The organism is Lentilactobacillus parafarraginis DSM 18390 = JCM 14109 (genome assembly GCF_001435895.1).
Classification (GTDB): Bacteria; Bacillota; Bacilli; order Lactobacillales; family Lactobacillaceae; genus Lentilactobacillus; species Lentilactobacillus parafarraginis.
In genome coordinates, this window is record NZ_AZFZ01000001.1 from 64,901 (window position 1) to 80,577 (window position 15,677).

Sequence of the window (15,677 nt, forward strand, 5' to 3'; positions counted from 1 at the left end):
TCATCCTCTCACAATTATCCAATCAATTATACCAAATATATGTTTGCTTCGTCTTGATTCTAAGTATAAAAAAAGTCGGAAATTCCGACTTTTATTTTTTTTCATATTTTGCTTTAAAGTCGATATCGTCCCATATGCTGGTGGCTTCAACTTTCATCAGGGTATCCGAAATCGAGGGCCCGGGAATTAGAATATGACCAACCGAATCTTGAGGATCGGTTGCTTCATTTCCATAGAATGAAAAGTGCCAATCGCCCTTAATGACCCACTGGGTTTGAACCCGTTGATATTCTCGCTGCCGGATCGCCTGAAAGACTGTCGGTAAACTTGGCTTAATTTCAGTTAACGGCAAACCAGCAATTGCGCGTAAATGCTGTTCAAACTCATTTGTATTGGCCGCATAGTCAAACAAAAATCCAGCTGCACTGAGAACCGGCGCAACCCGATTAACATAAATCGACCCGCTTTTAGCCAGAAATAAGGAAACTTCAAACGTCCCCACATAGTCCACGTTTTTGGCGATCTCGTTGGTAATGCGGTTCATTTCTTTTTCCACACTCGCATCAAGCTTAACAGGCGTGTATGCGGTCATGATTTGCTCGCCGTGATAAATCACTTCAACAATTGGAAAAACACTGATTGATCCGTCACCCTGTCGCGTCACGATAATCGAGTAGTCTGTATCATGCTCAACAAACGATTCCATAATGTAAGTCCCAGCATCAAGCAGTCCTGAGGCCGAAACAATATCCGCTTGGTTATGAATCACCAGTTCTTTGTCCCCAAGCAATCCCCGTTGAATTGGCTTAAGAATCGCCGGGTAGCCAATTGAATTAATGGCCTGGTAGATATCTTCCAAGGTCACAATTGTTGCATAAGGCGCCATATTGATGTTAAGTGTTTCAAAGAAACTGCGTTCGATTAACCGATCCTGAATGATATCCAGCATCGTATCCTGCTGCGGAACAACCGTGAATTGCGAAATATATCGAATAATTTCGGAATCAATCGCCGGATTATCATAGGTTACCACGTCACACCGCTCAGCAAACATTTTCAAAGTCTGCTTATCATCGGCCGGACCAATAAACTTATAATCGGCTAACTGCATTGCCTTGCTATTCTCATTTGAACTGTACATGCCAACCCGAAAGCCCATTTTTTTTGCGTAATACAGTAGAGTTGTACTACTGATGCTATCCCCTAAGATCCCGATTGTCTGTCCAGGGTACAAGATATTTGCTTCTGCCAATTATTTCACTACTTTCATATCTCGATTGCCTATTACGGCTGTCACATGTAAGCATACCATACCAAAAGCTGATTGACCGACTTCCCAATTAGTTTAAACTAATCTTAGTCATCGACATTTATTTACCTTACGAGCAAACACCCAAATTTCTTATTCAACAAATGTCACTTTACCATTATCAAGCGATGCAATTCGGGCAAGGGATTCCAGCCGGATACCAGATTTTTCAATCATGGTATGGCCCTTTTGGAAGCTCTTTTCAATCACGATGCCAATCCCGGCAACTGATACCTTTGCTAACTGAGCAATTTCCAAAAGTCCCTGAACCGCCTGGCCGTTTGCTAGAAAGTCATCAATAATCAAGATCCGATCGTCGGGAGCCAAAAATCGTTTGTCAATGCTGATATCGTTACTAACCTGTTTTGTATAGGAATAAACGCTGGCCGTATACAAGTCATCAGTCAGGGTCAGCGATTTGTGTTTACGAGCAAAGATCAAAGGAACTCCCAAATGGATCGCCGTTGTTAGTGCCGGAGCAATTCCTGAAGATTCAACCGTTACAACCTTCGTAATTTTTTCTTCCTTGAATAACCGTGCAAACTCCTCACCAATTTGGTCCATGAGCTTAGCGTCCACCTGATGATTCAAGAAGTTGTCAACCTTTAGTACATTCCCAGGTAAAACGGTGCCGTCCTCCACAATGCGTTTCTTGAGTAAGTCCATTTTTAGAATTCCTTTCTAGTCGTCAAACTGATACAATTTATAAGTTTTTATAAGTGAGATAAGTTTTTCGGTGTACGTTGGGTCCGTTGCGTAACCATCCTTCTCCAACCCCTGGGCAGCCTGAACGTAATTGGCCGCCGAAACAACGTCCCGATACTGATCGGGATTCCATTTGGTTCCGTATGCCAGCAGTTTCGCATGATCGGAAAGCGAATCGTTCCAACTATCATAGACCTGAAAATGCGCTTTAACGGTCACGTATCGGCCATTAACGTATTCCTGGGTATCCAAATAGACAGATTTAACCCCCGCTGTCTGAGCTTTAACCCCAAATAGATTATGATATTTACTTGCCAGCTGGCTGCTTCCCCAATCCGACTCAAGGATCGCCTGAGCTAACGTGATGCTGGGTAAAACATTGTATTGTCCTTGAAGCAGCTGGGCCTGGGGGGCGAGCTTGTTAATAAACCGGCGGTGCTGGATGGCTAACTGGCTTCTGGCATCTTCAACCCGGGTCGATTCCGGCGTTGTTGTCGCTAACATTCGAAATCCTAAAATGATGACGAGACCAAAGACTACCAGGACCAGCATCACAATCATATTTGATGTTTGTTTTCGTCGTCTTCGCTTATTCCTATACTTTGCCAATTGAACCTCAAACTTTCTGACTATCAAAATTAATTTTACTATATTCCAGAATAAAGACAATCGCTATTTCTAAATTTGCTCGAAATACCATATTTATTGACAAATACCACAATATCGGTTATGTTATCATCTGACACTTAAAATCTGGAGATGAGAACCAATGGCTAAAAACGCTGAAGTATCAGAAGCACAATCTAAGTATCAAGTTGGTGATGAGGTTTCATTTAAGATTGAAAAGCAAACGTTCAAGGGCTTTATTGATAAGAGCTACACGAATTCGTTCTTGATTACGTTTGAATCTGATGATCCCGAAATCATCGATAAGTATCATAAAAAAGTTGTCATTAATAACCGGCACTTAAAGCTTATCAAGGCGGCCCCACGCATCAAAGACGATGATGATGACCAAGATGAACCAGCCGACAAAAAAAGCAAGAAGAAGTAAGCCAATCTAAAAAGGTCGTTCAATGTGATTTGCGTTGACGGCCTTTTCTTGTGCCCTTTTTCAACACTAGAGACGCCCCTTTAGCATCCTTTGCAAAGGGAGGGTAATCAGCGGTGCCACAACCCCACAGAAAATTGCTTCAGGAATGCCATTGGTCCCCACCACGCTTAGTAGGTACGGGAGCAATTCCTTGATATTGACTTGGTACAGTTGAGGCGCGTTGGCCCGGTAAAACACATAGATCAATCCCAAAACTAACACGGTATTGGTCAGTGACCCAAGAACAGCTGCAATTGAAATGCTCACTGATTGGCGTTTAAACCGTTTTCGAAGTGCCTGATAGGTCACCCCGGCAACTACCCCAATTAAGATTCGTGGAACAACCGAGACGACTGGATTAACGAACACGATCGTGGCTAACGGACTGGTTGGCCAAACGAACGCCCGGATAAACGTCAGAACTCCCCAGGCACCACCAACAATTGCGCCATCCAAGGTTCCCATCAAAATGGTTGCAATAACAACAGTCGCCGAAATAATCGTGATACTCAGCGGTCCAATCGGAATATAACCAATTAGTGGAATCGATGTTTGTAGAATGATAATTGCAATGAACATTGCCAATAAATTAAATCTTAATGTTTGTCCTTTGCGCGGCATTTTTTTATCCTCCAACTAAGATGGGTATATTATACCAGAGAACCCGATAATTCTGATAAAAACAACCAAAGTTAAGGCATTTTCAAGGTTTAACCGCAATATGCGGCACCCCATTTCTGGCAACTGTTTAATCAAAATAAAAACACCTTCAAGTTTGAAGGTGTCCATGTCAATCTCAAACGGATTAACGCTTTGAAAATTGTGAAGCTTTACGAGCCTTTTTAAGACCTGGCTTCTTACGTTCTTTCATTCGAGCGTCACGAGTTAACAAACCAGCGCGCTTTAATGGGCCACGGAAATCCGGGTCAACAGCAAGCAATGCGCGAGCGATACCATGACGAGTAGCCCCAGCTTGACCTGAGAAGCCACCACCATTAACGTTAACCAATGTATCGTAGTTTCCAAGCGTTTCAGTCACGTTAAATGGTTGAACAACCACCTCACGCAAGTTTGCGAATGGAATATAATCTTCAATTGGTTTTTCATTCATAATAATTTTACCAGTGCCGGGTACTAAGCGTACACGTGCAACTGAATCTTTACGACGGCCAGTGCCGCGATATTGTACTTGAGCCAAAGCGAGTTCCTCCTTAAATTAGGTTCTTAATGTCTAATACTTCTGGTTTTTGAGCTAAATGATCATGTTCAGGCCCTGCATAGACATGCAACTTCAAACCAATCTTATGACCCAATGTTCCATGAGGAAGCATCCCTTTAACTGAAGTTTCGATCAACTTGTCAGGATTCTTTTGACGGAATTCGCCAGCAGTCTTCTGTTTTAAACCACCAATGAAACGACTGTGGTGATAATAAATCTTATCTTTATCCTTACGACCTGTTAGTCCCACTTTGCTAGCGTTAATCACAATAACGTTGTCCCCTGTATCAACATTTGGGGTATAAGTAGGCTTGTTTTTACCTTTTAAAATTGAAGCGACGACTGATGATAGACGTCCTAAAGATACGTCCGTTGCGTCAACAACGTACCATTTACGTTCTACTTCACCAGGTTTTGCCATATATGTTGTACGCACTTTTTATTCCTCCAAGTTCTGTGTTTGTTCGACACCAAGAAAGTTTCCGGGGCTCACGTGGGGCAAACAATACCAACTAACATAATACAAATAATTACGATAAAAGTCAATTGCTTTTACAAATAATCAGGGCTTTGGTGGTAACTTTGTCGGGTGATCCGGATCTTCATTTTCGTAGTACACTTTTTCCAAATAAAGCCCGGCTGCCGGCATTGTCAAACGAGCTTGATTGCGATCCTTAACCTGAAACAGACGGGGAATATCATTCTCGGGACGAATTCCGGACCCGATTTCGACAACCACGCCCACCATGATGCGGACCATATTGTACAAAAAACCATTGCCGTAAAACTCAATTGAGACCTCATTTGCCGCTGGATCATAATTTGCAGTTGCCGAGTATATAACCCGAACGTTGGTATGAGCCGTTGAGCCCGAGGCTACAAAGCTCGAGAAGTCATGCTCACCCACAAGATCCTTCAATGCATGAGTCACTTTCTGCATGTCAATTGGGTATTTCCAGTGACCAGTATAGTTGCGCTTGAAAGGATTTTGGAACTCGCCCAAAGCCAGGCGATAAAGGTACTTTTTCCCGGATACATCATATCGCGCGTGAAAGTGATCGCTCACCTTCTCAACCTTTGTCACTTCCATATCTAAAGGCAACATGCTGTTCAATCCCCGATAAATAGCCGTGGTCGGCAGGTCAAACGGAAAGTCAAAGTGGGCCACTTGGGCCAATGCATGAACCCCTGAGTCGGTCCTTCCCGAACCATAAACCACAATTGGTGGCGTGGGATGCTTCGCCATCACATTAACCTTCTGCGTCAAGACCCCTTCGACTGTTCGCTGTCCAGGTTGCCGCTGAAACCCATTAAAGTTTGTTCCATCATAAATAAAAGTTATCTTGTAACGAATCAAAATCACCACCACTAATATTTTCGAAAAACTAACACAAGACCGCCAACTAGTAAGAAAACGATCCAACTAATCGTATCCCTAAATTGCCACTTATAAAGGCGGTACTTCGTTCGATGTTCGCTGTCTGAAAACCCGCGGGCCTCCATAGCGGTTGAAAGATTCTCGGCGTGGTTAATCGCGCCTGTGAACAAAGGAACCAACAGTGGCACAGCGGCCTTAACACGGTGCTTTAAGCTCCCTGAGCCAAAATCAACGCCACGAGCTCGCTGAGCATTTAATATCGTCTCCATTTCATCCATGAGCGTAGGGACGAATCTTAAAGCAATTGAAAGCATCAGTGCCAAAGTATCCACAGGGAACTTAACCTTTTTTAATGGTTTCAAGACAGTTTGAACCCCATCGGCGATTGCTAAAGGCGTCGTTGTCAACGTCAGGACAGTTGAAATCATGATAATCAGGAGAAATCGGATAAAAATAAATCCCCCGTTAATGAGACTCTGATCGGTAATCGAAAATGGCCCAAAATGCCACAGTACATGGCCACCACTACTGAATAGCACTTGCAATAAAACAGTAAAAACAATTAACCAAATCAATGGGCGAATTCCCTTTAAAAAGTAGGCAATTGAAACGCCGGACATCAAAATGACGAACACAATCAACGCAGACAACAACCCATACGAATAGCCATTATTAGCGAAAAAAATAACAATCACAAAATAAAAGCTTAGTAATAATTTCGATTGGGGACTCATGCGATGAATCCAGGAATGTCCCGGTAAGTAACGACCAAAGATAAAATTACTCATGAGCCGCCTTCTTCCCGACTAACTGAGCAACCCGATCAACCAGCTGATTCACCGTCAAGGGTAACTGATCAAAGGCAATCCCAGCACTTTCGAGCTTTCTTGCAAATTCAGCGCTGCTCGGTAAATCAAGCTGCATTTTTCGAAGCCAATCTAAATCTGTAAAAATCGTATCAGGTGGACCAATTTTAACCGCCTGTCCTTGATCCATGACAACCACGTTGGTCGCATAGTTTACAACATCGTCCATTTGATGAGTGATCAGGATAATTGTCATATGTTGCTGTTGATTCAAATATTTGGCAAGATCCATGATCTCATTATGGCCACGGGGATCAAGACCTGCCGTGGGTTCATCCAAAATAAGAATTTCTGGATCCATTGCCAGAACCCCAGCAATCGCGACTCGCCGCATTTGACCACCTGACAAATCGAACGGTGACTTATTACTCAATGAATGATCAAGCCCCACTAACTTCATGGCGTGCTCAGCAGAATGACGAGCTTGCTCATCAGTTGCCCCATAATTTTTTGGTCCGAACATGATATCTTTAATAACGGTTTCTTCGAATAACTGTTTTTCTGGAAATTGAAAAACCATGCCAACTTGCTTTCGAAAAGCCTTTAAATTCTTATTTGTCGTTGTCGGGGTGATCACTTTCCCAAGGACGTTCAGCGACCCGGTCGTCGGCTTTAGCAACGCATTAATGTGTTGCACCAAGGTTGACTTCCCACTCCCAGTATGGCCAATTATGGCGGTAAATTCGCCCTTCTCAATATTGAGCGTCACATTGTCCAAAGCATTTTGAGCAAATGGCGTGTTGGCCTGATAAGTATGGGTTACATTCTTGAGACTAATTGCTTTATCCATGCGATTAACTCCTCGTCGTTCATATACTGCTTGTCACTGGTGATCCCCCGCCGAGATAATGCTTCAATTACCTTAGCGGGGTACGGAGCGTCGAGGCCGATTTGTTTCAATCTCTGAGGCTGGGCAAATATCCCATCAGGGGTATTTTCATCAATAATCTGTCCCTGATTTAAGATGACAACCCGATCAGCTCCGGCAGCCTCATCAATATCATGAGTGATTGAAATCACAGTAAGATGGTTATCTTCTTTAAGGTCTCTGACCAACTGCAAAATATCATTGCGTCCCTGCGGATCAAGCATGCTTGTCGCTTCATCCAGAATAATAATTTTGGGATGAAGGGCGATGATTCCGGCAATGGCAACCCGCTGTTTTTGACCACCCGATAAGTTAGCAGGTATCCGCTCGCGGAATTGCCACATTCCGACGCTTTTGAGACTCTTTTCAACAATTTCGTGCATCTGTTCGCGGGGAACCTGACGATTTTCAAGACCAAAAGCGACGTCATCCTCGACAGTGGCCCCAACAAATTGGTCCTCTGGGTTTTGAAACACGATCCCAATCCGATTGCGAATTTCATTGATGTTTTCGTCATTCACTGGGAGGCCATCGACGGTGATTGCCCCACTTTTCAATACCAATAATCCGTCAATGAGCCGGGCAAGCGTGCTCTTTCCACTTCCGTTTTGGCCAATAAGTGCGAGCCATTCCCCTTCGCGCACATTTAGTGAAAGGTTGTCGAAAAGAAGTGACCGCTCCGGATAATTATAGGATATCTTATTAACTTCAATTATATTTTGCATGTTTAAAACCTCGTGATCAACTGCGAAACCAAATTTATGTACAAAAAAATCACTTACAGATAATTGATGCATGAAAGTTTTCACCTTCACATTCAAACTAGACTAGGAAGTAATCCACCATCATGACGTTCTATACCAAAAATCTGAGTGATTCTCGTGAAATGTGACAATTATTTAAATTGTTAGAAAGAATTAGTCAACTAATTCCAATACGACCATTGGGGCACCGTCTCCACGACGTGGCATAGTTTTAAGAATGCGAGTGTAACCACCGTTACGATCAGCATACTTAGTAGCTAATTCTCCAAAGATCTTTTGCAATGCAGTCGTGACAGTAATATCATCACCATCTTCTTTAACATCAGCAACAACATCGCGCACAAATGCAGCTGCTTGACGACGGGCGTGCAAATCGCCGCGTTTGCCGAGTGAGATCATCTTGTCGGCAGTGGAACGAACTTCTTTAGCTCTTGCTTCAGTTGTGATAATTTGGCCATGAATAATTAATTCAGTGGTTAAATTACGAAGCAATGAGCGACGATGTTCGCTAGAACGTTGTAATTTCCGATAACTCATTTCCAGTTGTCCTCCTTTTAAAATTTAGTCTTCTTTGCGAAGTGAAAGGCCCAAAGCAGCGAGCTTTTCTTTTACCTCTTCAAGTGACTTACGGCCTAAGTTCCGAACCTTCATCATATCAGCTTCGGTCTTTTCAGTAAGTTCCTGAACAGTGTTGATGCCGGCACGTTTGAGACAATTATAAGAACGAACAGATAAGTCCAATTCCTCGATTGTCATTTCCAGCATCTTTTCTTTATGGGTTTCTTCTTTTTCGACCATGATTTCGGTGTTCTTAGCTTCATCAGTCAAATCAACGAACATTTCAAGATGTTCAGTCAAAATTTTAGCTGCTAAACTAACCGCTTCACTTGGTGTGATTGAACCGTCAGTCCAAACATCCAATGTGAGCTTATCAAAATCATCGCGTTGACCTACTCGTGTACTTTCAACTTGATAGTTGACACGTTCGATTGGGGTATAAATGGAATCGACGGGAAGCACACCAATAGGCATTTCAGAACTGCGCTTTTTGTTTTCAACAGCAGAAACGTAGCCTCGACCCTTGTTGGCAGTTAATCGCATGTGGAAAGTAGCCCCTTCGGCAACAGTGGCAATGTGCAGATCAGGGTTAAGAACTGTCACATCACTATCACCTTGGATATCCCCAGCAGTTACGTCAGCAGGTCCGATGACGTCAATTTCTAAGTTTTCTTCTTCGTCTTCAGGTCCATCTAATTTCAACGAAATTTTCTTAACATTCAGGATGATTTGAGTAACATCTTCAACCACACCCTTAATCGTTGAGAATTCGTGCAGAACATCATCAATCTGGATGCTGGTTACAGCGGCTCCAGGGAGTGATGATAACAACGTCCGACGAAGTGAATTACCCAATGTGGTCCCATAGCCTCTTTCGAGCGGTTCCACAATAACTTCACCAAAGTTGTTGGTTTCCTCAATTTTATGAATGTTAGGTTTTTCAAATTCAATCATTCTTATCATTAACCCCTTTCAAAACGCGTGAGTCCATGTGCAATATATCTAAATCAATACGTATAGGCAAAATAAACTTCACTATATTGAATGAATAAACTAAACTCGACGACGCTTTGGAGGACGAGAACCATTGTGAGGTACAGGAGTAACATCACGAATAGCTGTCACTTCCAACCCAGTAGCTTGAAGTGCACGAATTGCGGCTTCACGACCTGAACCAGGCCCCTTAACGGCAACTTCAACAGACTTCATGCCATGTTCCATAGATGCCTTAGCAGCGGCTTCAGCAGCCATTTGAGCAGCAAAAGGTGTTGATTTACGACTGCCACGGAATCCCAATGCCCCAGCTGATGACCAGGAAACAGCGTTACCTTGAGGATCGGTAATCATAACCAAGGTGTTGTTAAAAGTTGAATGAATATGAGCAACTCCTGCGGCAATATTCTTTTTAGTCCGACGTTTACGACTTGACTTCTTGTTTACCATAAAAACAGATGACCTCCTTTGTTAATTATTTTCTTCTGGATACTCCAGCAGTTGCTTTACCCTTACGAGTACGAGCATTGTTCTTAGTGTTTTGCCCACGAACTGGCAATCCACGACGATGACGCATTCCACGATATGAACCAATTTCTTGAAGACGCTTAATATTCATGCTGACTTCACGACGTAAGTCACCTTCGATTTTAAGATCACTGACAATTTCACGGATCTTATCTTCTTGATCGGGAGTTAAATCGCGCACACGAACATCTTCAGAAACGCCTGCTTTCGCAAGGATCTTTTCTGAAGTGGTGTTACCAATACCAAAGATATAAGTTAATCCGATAACAATTCGCTTGTCACGGGGTAAATCGATTCCGGCAATACGAGCCATTTAGCACACACCTCCTGTTGTTATTTTCCTTGACGTTGCTTGTGCTTTGGGTTTGCAGAGCAAATCACCATTACACGGCCTTTTCGCTTAATTACTTTACAATGTTCACACATTGGTTTTACTGATGGTCTTACTTTCATTTTTAAACCTCCTCAAAAAATGATGAAGACAATAATTACTTAAATCGATAAGTAATTCTTCCCTTTGTTAAGTCATAGGGTGACATTTCAACCGTAACTTTGTCCCCAGGAAGGATCCGAATATAATGCATCCGGATTTTACCAGAAACATGCGCTAAAATTTCATGCCCATTTTCAAGTTCAACTCGAAACATTGCATTAGGCAATGTTTCGACAACCTTTCCTTCGACTTCGATAACATTATCTTTAGCCACTAATTTACACCTCCAAGTGAAATGTGATTGATTTAAAATATCCGAACTTGACAAACCTTTGACAGTCTAACATATCCATTATATTTCATCAATCCAATAGTCTCAACACTAATTAAAGAAGTATTTATAGCGAGCTCAAAATCTTATCGACGTCCTGCCAAACTTTGTCGATATCCTGATCACCATTAACGTTAAACAACAAATCGCGATCCTTATAGTAAGAAATCAGCGGTGTGTTCATTTTAACGTTAACTTTTAACCGGTTTTGAACGGCTTCAGGTTTGTCGTCATCGCGTTGGTAGAATTCATGGTGCCCGCAGACATCACACGTTCCATCAACTTTTGGCATGTGATACAACTTGTTGTAAGTTGCACCACAATTCTTACAAATGAACCGAGCTGTCAAACGCTTGGTTAAGATCTTAGGATCAACATCGATGTTAATCACAGCTGACAGTGGTTTATGCAACTGTTCGGTCATGTCTGCCAATGCATCAGCTTGATCCAGCGTTCTAGGATACCCATCCAGAAGAAAACCAGGTTCAGTATCTTTTTGAGCTAACCGTTGTTTGACAATGCCATTAGTAACCTCGTCTGGAACCAAATTACCTTTATCGGTAAAAGACTTGGCCTTCAAACCCAGTGGCGTCCCGTTTGAAATGGCAGCGCGAAACATATCACCAGTTGAAATATGCGGCATGTGATACTTATCAACAATGAATTCCGCTTGAGTACCCTTTCCGGCACCCGGTAAGCCCATTAAAATTAAATTTAATGCCATTGATATTTCCTCCAATTAGTTGTCTGTGTGCTAGTTACCATCGGTTGGCCGGTTTCCTTTAATAAAGCCGACGTACTCACGTTTCATCATTAAACCGCGAATTTGCCGAATGGTTTCAATTGCAACACCAACAACGATTAGGAGACTTGTACCACCAAGTCCAATTGACTCGTCCAAATTCCAAACATTCTGAGCAATCAATGGGATCAATGCAACCACCCCTAAGAATAGTGCACCAACCGTACTTAACCGCATAAGAAGATTTGAAACGTATGTCTGAGTTTCATGGCCCGGCCATACACCAGGAATATAACTCCCCTGTTTCTGCAAGTTCTCCGAAAGTTTTTCAGGATTAACTTGAACAAAAGCATAGAAGAAAGTAAACATGATGATCAAAATTGTGTAAAACGCTGCCCCTGTTGGTGTTTGCATGTTAAACACGTTATTCAATATTTGATACCAAGTAGTTGTTGAATAGTTATTCGTGAATGCCATCAAAATTGTTTGCGGGGTTGCGATAAACGAACTAGCGAAAATAACTGGAATAACACCAGCAACGTTAACCTTAAGTGGCAAATAGCTGCTATCCGGTGACCCAGCAACTCGACGCGTATACTGAATTGGAATTCGTCTTTCGGCTTGTTGGACCCAAGTCACAAATGTGATGATCACAAGAACAATGATTACCAATGCAATGGTGAACAAAATTGGTTGCCAGAGATCAGAACCTGAAACACCAACAAAATATTGTTGCCATAACGATTGAAGACCAGTTGGAATTCGAGCAATGATTCCTGCAAAGATAATCATCGAAATCCCATTACCGATTCCGCGATCAGTAATCATATCCCCCATCCAAGTTGTCAACATCGTTCCACCGGTTAAAATAATCCCGATGATAATAAATGTTTTGACACTTGGATGATTAACTAAGTTCAAACTGCTCAACTGATTAAATCCAGCTGTAATCCCAACTGATTGGAAGAACGCTAGGACAACTGTTAAATAACGAGTATGTTGGTTCAACTTTCGCCGACCAACTTCTCCTTGCTTTCCCCATTCAACATATTTAGGGACGATATCCATCTGGAGCAGCTGAATAATAATCTGAGCAGTGATGTATGGAGAAACGCCCATCGCAAAGATTGAATAGTTCGTTAATCCACCACCACTAAAGGTATTTAGAATGCTGACTAACCCTGAGGATGCAACTGACGTAAGCGCCTTTGCATTAACTCCAGGGACAGTGATGAACGATCCTAAACGAAAGATAACCAAAACAAAAAGGGTAAACAAAATCTTGTTTCGAATATCTTTAACCTTAAATGCACCAGCTAACGTCGAGAGCATTAAACCACCTCGATTTTACCGCCAGCATTTTCAATTGCAGATTGTGCAGTTTTTGAAAACTTATTAGCCTTTACGGTTAATTTCTTAGTAAGCTTACCGTCTCCAAGAACCTTGATCCCTGATTTAGTGTTTTTAACAATTCCTTGGGCTTGAAGTAACTCTGGGGTTACTTCAGTGCCTTCATCGAATACGTCAAGCTTAGTAACGTTAACAACTGCGTATTCTTTACGGTTAATATTGTTAAATCCACGTTTTGGAGTCCGACGGTACAATGGCATTTGGCCACCTTCAAAACCGATACGTGTCTTGCCACGAGCCTTCTGGCCCTTTTGGCCACGACCAGCAGTCTTACCTTTACCGGCAGAAATCCCACGGCCTTTTCGTGTCCGTGATGAACGAGAACCTTCTGCAGCTTTCAATTCATTTAATTTCATGAAATTGGCACCTCCTTACGAATTTATTAGTCTTTAATCTGTTCAACGTCAATCAAGTGAGCGATTTTGAATAAAGCGCCGCGAATTGATTCGTTGTCCGGTTTAACAACCGTGCTATTAACTCGACCTAAGCCAAGTGCCTTCACAATTTTACGTTGATTTGGGAGGCGGTGAGTTACACTACGTTTTAACGTAATTTTCAATTGAGCCATTTAAAACACCCTCCTTATTCAGCTAAATGTTGGGTTGATACGCCACGTAAAGCTGAAACTTCTTCAGCACTCTTCAGCGCTACCAATCCGGCAAATGTCGCACGGATAACGTTGACAGGCGTGTTAGAGCCCAATCGCTTACTTGTAACATCGTCGATACCTGCAAGTTCCATCACGGAACGAACAGCACCACCGGCTGCTACTCCAGAACCTTCTTCGGCAGGCTTCAACATAATCCGGCCGCCACCGTAAGTTCCAAGTACTTGATGAGGAATGGTTGTACCAACAATCGGAACCTCAATCAAGTTCTTACGAGCTGCTTCAACAGCTTTACGAATTGCTTCAGGAACTTCTTGAGCTTTACCAGTTCCAAAACCAACATGGCCGTGCTTATCGCCAACAACAACTAAAGCGGCGAAACGAAGACGACGTCCACCTTTAACAACTTTAGTAATCCGGTTGATCGATACGACGTTGTCTTCGAGCTCTAATTTATCAGGATCAATAAACTTCTTCATGTGCGGTTATTCCTCCTTTTATTAAAATTCTAGTCCACTTTTACGAGCAGCATCAGCAAGAGCTTGAACACGACCATGATAGAGATATCCACCACGATCAAAAACAACTTTCTTAATGTTCTTTTCGCTAGCACGTTCGGCTACTAATTTACCAACACCAGCTGCTTGCTCAGTCTTGTTACCATCACTGATCGCAGAATCAAGTGTTGAGGCACTAACAAGCGTTACACCCTCTACGTCATCAATGATCTGAGCGTAGATGTTTTTATTAGAACGGAATACGTTCAAGCGTGGGCACTCGGCAGTACCAGAAATTTTATTACGGACACGGTTATGACGACGTTTCCGACTCTTATTCTTATCTGGTTTAGAAATCACAATAGTCACCTCAATAATTTATTAAGCTGGTAGTTTACTTACCAGTCTTACCTTCCTTACGAATAATATGTTCGTTCTCGTAACGAATCCCTTTACCTTTATATGGTTCAGGTGAACGCACGGCACGAACAGATGCAGCAAAATCGCCGACATGTTGTTTACTGATACCACTAATATGAATGGTTGTGTTATCAGGAACTTCAACGGTGATATCTTCTGGAACTGTCATGTCAACGGGGTTTGAATAACCAACACTAAGGGTTAATGTTTTTCCCTTCAGTGCGGCACGATATCCAACACCGACTAATTTCAAGGTTTTCTTGAAACCATCCGTTACACCCTCAACCATGTTGTTAAGGTTGGCACGCATGGTCCCATGAAGTGCGCGAACTTTGTTGTTGTAATTCACAACTGGTTCGAAGTTAACTTCATTGTCCTTAACGGTCATTTTGATCTCAGAAACGAATTCACGCGTTAATGAACCCTTTGACCCTTTAACAGTTACTTTGTTTCCATCAGTTGATACTTCAACGCCCTTTGGCAGGACAACTGTTTTATAACCAATTCGACTCACGGATTACACCTCCAATTACTTTGAATTTTTTACCAAACGTATGCTAATACTTCGCCACCAAGCTTTTCAGCCCGGGCTTGTTTATCAGTAATAACACCATTGGATGTAGAAATAATCGCAATTCCAAGACCATTAAGAACCTTAGGAACTGCATCAGCTTTAACATACGAACGCAAACCTGGCTTAGAAATACGTTTCAAGCCTGAAATGACACGTTGCTTATCCTTGCCATATTTAAGAAAAACACGGATAACGCCTTGCTTGTCATCTTCAATGTATTCAACATCGCGAACGAAGCCTTCACGCTTCAAAATTTCAGCGATGTCGCGTTTGATTTTCGATGCAGGAACTTCAACTGTTTCGTGATAAACCATGTTGGCATTACGAATGCGAGTTAAAAAGTCTGCAATGGGATCAGTCATAGACATCAGCGAACAACCTC

General features: G+C 42.4%; 25 protein-coding genes. 1 reads left to right on the forward strand and 24 read right to left on the reverse strand.

Translation table 11 applies throughout. The features are described from left to right. Positions 1-91: 91 nt before the first annotated feature. The 3 genes from FD47_RS00300 to FD47_RS00310 form a co-directional block, all read right to left on the reverse strand. Positions 92-1,252, reverse strand: a complete 1,161-nt coding sequence (locus tag FD47_RS00300; RefSeq protein WP_056979906.1) for an ATP-grasp domain-containing protein — start codon at positions 1,250-1,252, stop codon at positions 92-94. A 150-nt stretch (positions 1,253-1,402) separates the two neighbouring features. Beyond that, entirely contained in the window at positions 1,403-1,975 is a 573-nt protein-coding gene (locus tag FD47_RS00305; RefSeq protein ID WP_008211865.1) for a xanthine phosphoribosyltransferase, read from the reverse strand. Positions 1,976-1,990: 15 nt separating this feature from the next. After that, positions 1,991-2,566 (reverse strand): glycoside hydrolase family 73 protein, encoded by a 576-nt coding sequence (locus FD47_RS00310; RefSeq protein ID WP_040537672.1) that lies wholly within the window; start codon positions 2,564-2,566, stop codon positions 1,991-1,993. Between the two features lie 217 nt (positions 2,567-2,783). Between FD47_RS00310 and FD47_RS00315 the strand changes: the two genes are divergently transcribed. Continuing rightward, a complete protein-coding gene (locus FD47_RS00315) occupies positions 2,784-3,068 on the forward strand; it encodes a hypothetical protein (RefSeq protein WP_054732097.1) in 285 nt (94 codons plus the stop codon). A gap of 66 nt (positions 3,069-3,134) precedes the next feature. Here FD47_RS00315 and FD47_RS00320 read toward each other — a convergent pair whose 3' ends face one another. The 21 genes from FD47_RS00320 to rpsH form a co-directional block, all read right to left on the reverse strand. Beyond that, complete coding sequence (locus FD47_RS00320; RefSeq protein WP_040537658.1) at positions 3,135-3,728, reverse strand: ECF transporter S component; 594 nt, start codon at positions 3,726-3,728, stop codon at positions 3,135-3,137. A 184-nt stretch (positions 3,729-3,912) separates the two neighbouring features. Continuing rightward, the gene (rpsI, locus tag FD47_RS00325; RefSeq protein ID WP_040537657.1) at positions 3,913-4,305 is read right to left on the reverse strand and encodes a 30S ribosomal protein S9; all 393 of its coding nucleotides are present in this window, start codon (positions 4,303-4,305) and stop codon (positions 3,913-3,915) included. A 13-nt stretch (positions 4,306-4,318) separates the two neighbouring features. After that, positions 4,319-4,762, reverse strand: coding sequence for a 50S ribosomal protein L13 (rplM, locus tag FD47_RS00330; protein WP_040537656.1), 444 nt, complete (start codon positions 4,760-4,762; stop codon positions 4,319-4,321). A 126-nt stretch (positions 4,763-4,888) separates the two neighbouring features. Beyond that, on the reverse strand, positions 4,889-5,683 hold the full coding sequence (gene truA / locus FD47_RS00335; protein ID WP_054732163.1) for a tRNA pseudouridine(38-40) synthase TruA: 795 nt from the start codon (positions 5,681-5,683) through the stop codon (positions 4,889-4,891). Between the two features lie 11 nt (positions 5,684-5,694). Continuing rightward, the gene (locus FD47_RS00340; RefSeq protein WP_008211849.1) at positions 5,695-6,492 is read right to left on the reverse strand and encodes an energy-coupling factor transporter transmembrane component T family protein; all 798 of its coding nucleotides are present in this window, start codon (positions 6,490-6,492) and stop codon (positions 5,695-5,697) included. Beyond that, entirely contained in the window at positions 6,485-7,360 is an 876-nt protein-coding gene (locus FD47_RS00345; RefSeq protein WP_054732095.1) for an energy-coupling factor ABC transporter ATP-binding protein, read from the reverse strand. Before FD47_RS00345 ends, FD47_RS00340 begins: the two co-directional genes overlap by 8 nt. After that, complete coding sequence (locus FD47_RS00350; RefSeq protein ID WP_056979914.1) at positions 7,330-8,163, reverse strand: energy-coupling factor transporter ATPase; 834 nt, start codon at positions 8,161-8,163, stop codon at positions 7,330-7,332. The genes FD47_RS00345 and FD47_RS00350 overlap by 31 nt, the downstream gene beginning before the upstream one ends. Before the next feature lie 192 nt (positions 8,164-8,355). Next, on the reverse strand, positions 8,356-8,739 hold the full coding sequence (gene rplQ / locus FD47_RS00355; protein ID WP_040537655.1) for a 50S ribosomal protein L17: 384 nt from the start codon (positions 8,737-8,739) through the stop codon (positions 8,356-8,358). A gap of 24 nt (positions 8,740-8,763) precedes the next feature. After that, positions 8,764-9,714, reverse strand: coding sequence for a DNA-directed RNA polymerase subunit alpha (locus FD47_RS00360; protein ID WP_040537654.1), 951 nt, complete (start codon positions 9,712-9,714; stop codon positions 8,764-8,766). 99 nt (positions 9,715-9,813) lie between these two features. Next, a complete protein-coding gene (rpsK, locus tag FD47_RS00365; RefSeq protein WP_008211841.1) occupies positions 9,814-10,203 on the reverse strand; it encodes a 30S ribosomal protein S11 in 390 nt (129 codons plus the stop codon). A gap of 25 nt (positions 10,204-10,228) precedes the next feature. Beyond that, a complete protein-coding gene (rpsM, locus tag FD47_RS00370) occupies positions 10,229-10,594 on the reverse strand; it encodes a 30S ribosomal protein S13 (protein ID WP_008211840.1) in 366 nt (121 codons plus the stop codon). A 20-nt stretch (positions 10,595-10,614) separates the two neighbouring features. Continuing rightward, entirely contained in the window at positions 10,615-10,734 is a 120-nt protein-coding gene (gene rpmJ / locus FD47_RS14930; RefSeq protein ID WP_011668476.1) for a 50S ribosomal protein L36, read from the reverse strand. 35 nt (positions 10,735-10,769) lie between these two features. Then, positions 10,770-10,988 (reverse strand): translation initiation factor IF-1, encoded by a 219-nt coding sequence (gene infA, locus FD47_RS00375; protein ID WP_003559541.1) that lies wholly within the window; start codon positions 10,986-10,988, stop codon positions 10,770-10,772. A gap of 124 nt (positions 10,989-11,112) precedes the next feature. Next, positions 11,113-11,769, reverse strand: a complete 657-nt coding sequence (locus FD47_RS00380; RefSeq protein WP_008211838.1) for an adenylate kinase — start codon at positions 11,767-11,769, stop codon at positions 11,113-11,115. Between the two features lie 30 nt (positions 11,770-11,799). After that, positions 11,800-13,119, reverse strand: coding sequence for a preprotein translocase subunit SecY (gene secY / locus FD47_RS00385; RefSeq protein WP_054732093.1), 1,320 nt, complete (start codon positions 13,117-13,119; stop codon positions 11,800-11,802). Further along, positions 13,119-13,553, reverse strand: coding sequence for a 50S ribosomal protein L15 (gene rplO / locus FD47_RS00390; RefSeq protein ID WP_008211834.1), 435 nt, complete (start codon positions 13,551-13,553; stop codon positions 13,119-13,121). Before rplO ends, secY begins: the two co-directional genes overlap by 1 nt. 26 nt (positions 13,554-13,579) lie before the next feature. Then, positions 13,580-13,765 carry a 50S ribosomal protein L30 gene (rpmD, locus tag FD47_RS00395; RefSeq protein ID WP_008211833.1) on the reverse strand — a complete coding sequence of 62 codons (186 nt, stop codon included), beginning with the start codon at positions 13,763-13,765 and terminating at the stop codon, positions 13,580-13,582. 14 nt (positions 13,766-13,779) lie between these two features. Next, positions 13,780-14,283, reverse strand: coding sequence for a 30S ribosomal protein S5 (gene rpsE, locus FD47_RS00400; protein ID WP_008211832.1), 504 nt, complete (start codon positions 14,281-14,283; stop codon positions 13,780-13,782). A 21-nt stretch (positions 14,284-14,304) separates the two neighbouring features. After that, on the reverse strand, positions 14,305-14,661 hold the full coding sequence (gene rplR, locus FD47_RS00405) for a 50S ribosomal protein L18 (protein WP_040537653.1): 357 nt from the start codon (positions 14,659-14,661) through the stop codon (positions 14,305-14,307). Positions 14,662-14,695: 34 nt separating this feature from the next. Beyond that, positions 14,696-15,235, reverse strand: a complete 540-nt coding sequence (gene rplF, locus FD47_RS00410) for a 50S ribosomal protein L6 (RefSeq protein ID WP_054732087.1) — start codon at positions 15,233-15,235, stop codon at positions 14,696-14,698. A gap of 29 nt (positions 15,236-15,264) precedes the next feature. Next, the gene (gene rpsH, locus FD47_RS00415) at positions 15,265-15,663 is read right to left on the reverse strand and encodes a 30S ribosomal protein S8 (protein WP_040537652.1); all 399 of its coding nucleotides are present in this window, start codon (positions 15,661-15,663) and stop codon (positions 15,265-15,267) included. Positions 15,664-15,677: the final 14 nt, after the last annotated feature.

Bases quoted from the DNA above. Each gene is read 5' to 3' on its own strand.
- rpmJ (WP_011668476.1), bottom strand. From the start codon at position 10,734: ATGAAAGTAAGACCATCAGTAAAACCAATGTGTGAACATTGTAAAGTA.
- rpmD (WP_008211833.1), bottom strand. From the start codon at position 13,765: ATGGCTCAATTGAAAATTACGTTAAAACGTAGTGTAACTCACCGCCTC.
- FD47_RS00310 (WP_040537672.1), bottom strand. From the start codon at position 2,566: ATGCTGGTCCTGGTAGTCTTTGGTCTCGTCATCATTTTAGGATTTCGA.
- secY (WP_054732093.1), bottom strand. From the start codon at position 13,119: ATGCTCTCGACGTTAGCTGGTGCATTTAAGGTTAAAGATATTCGAAAC.
- FD47_RS00380 (WP_008211838.1), bottom strand. From the start codon at position 11,769: ATGGCATTAAATTTAATTTTAATGGGCTTACCGGGTGCCGGAAAGGGT.
- rpsM (WP_008211840.1), bottom strand. From the start codon at position 10,594: ATGGCTCGTATTGCCGGAATCGATTTACCCCGTGACAAGCGAATTGTT.
- FD47_RS00360 (WP_040537654.1), bottom strand. From the start codon at position 9,714: ATGATTGAATTTGAAAAACCTAACATTCATAAAATTGAGGAAACCAAC.
- FD47_RS00305 (WP_008211865.1), bottom strand. From the start codon at position 1,975: ATGGACTTACTCAAGAAACGCATTGTGGAGGACGGCACCGTTTTACCT.
- FD47_RS00315 (WP_054732097.1), top strand. From the start codon at position 2,784: ATGGCTAAAAACGCTGAAGTATCAGAAGCACAATCTAAGTATCAAGTT.
- rplO (WP_008211834.1), bottom strand. From the start codon at position 13,553: ATGAAATTAAATGAATTGAAAGCTGCAGAAGGTTCTCGTTCATCACGG.
- rplQ (WP_040537655.1), bottom strand. From the start codon at position 8,739: ATGAGTTATCGGAAATTACAACGTTCTAGCGAACATCGTCGCTCATTG.
- FD47_RS00350 (WP_056979914.1), bottom strand. From the start codon at position 8,163: ATGCAAAATATAATTGAAGTTAATAAGATATCCTATAATTATCCGGAG.
- rpsK (WP_008211841.1), bottom strand. From the start codon at position 10,203: ATGGTAAACAAGAAGTCAAGTCGTAAACGTCGGACTAAAAAGAATATT.
- rpsH (WP_040537652.1), bottom strand. From the start codon at position 15,663: ATGTCTATGACTGATCCCATTGCAGACTTTTTAACTCGCATTCGTAAT.
- rpsE (WP_008211832.1), bottom strand. From the start codon at position 14,283: ATGAAGAAGTTTATTGATCCTGATAAATTAGAGCTCGAAGACAACGTC.
- FD47_RS00320 (WP_040537658.1), bottom strand. From the start codon at position 3,728: ATGCCGCGCAAAGGACAAACATTAAGATTTAATTTATTGGCAATGTTC.
- FD47_RS00340 (WP_008211849.1), bottom strand. From the start codon at position 6,492: ATGAGTAATTTTATCTTTGGTCGTTACTTACCGGGACATTCCTGGATT.
- FD47_RS00345 (WP_054732095.1), bottom strand. From the start codon at position 7,360: ATGGATAAAGCAATTAGTCTCAAGAATGTAACCCATACTTATCAGGCC.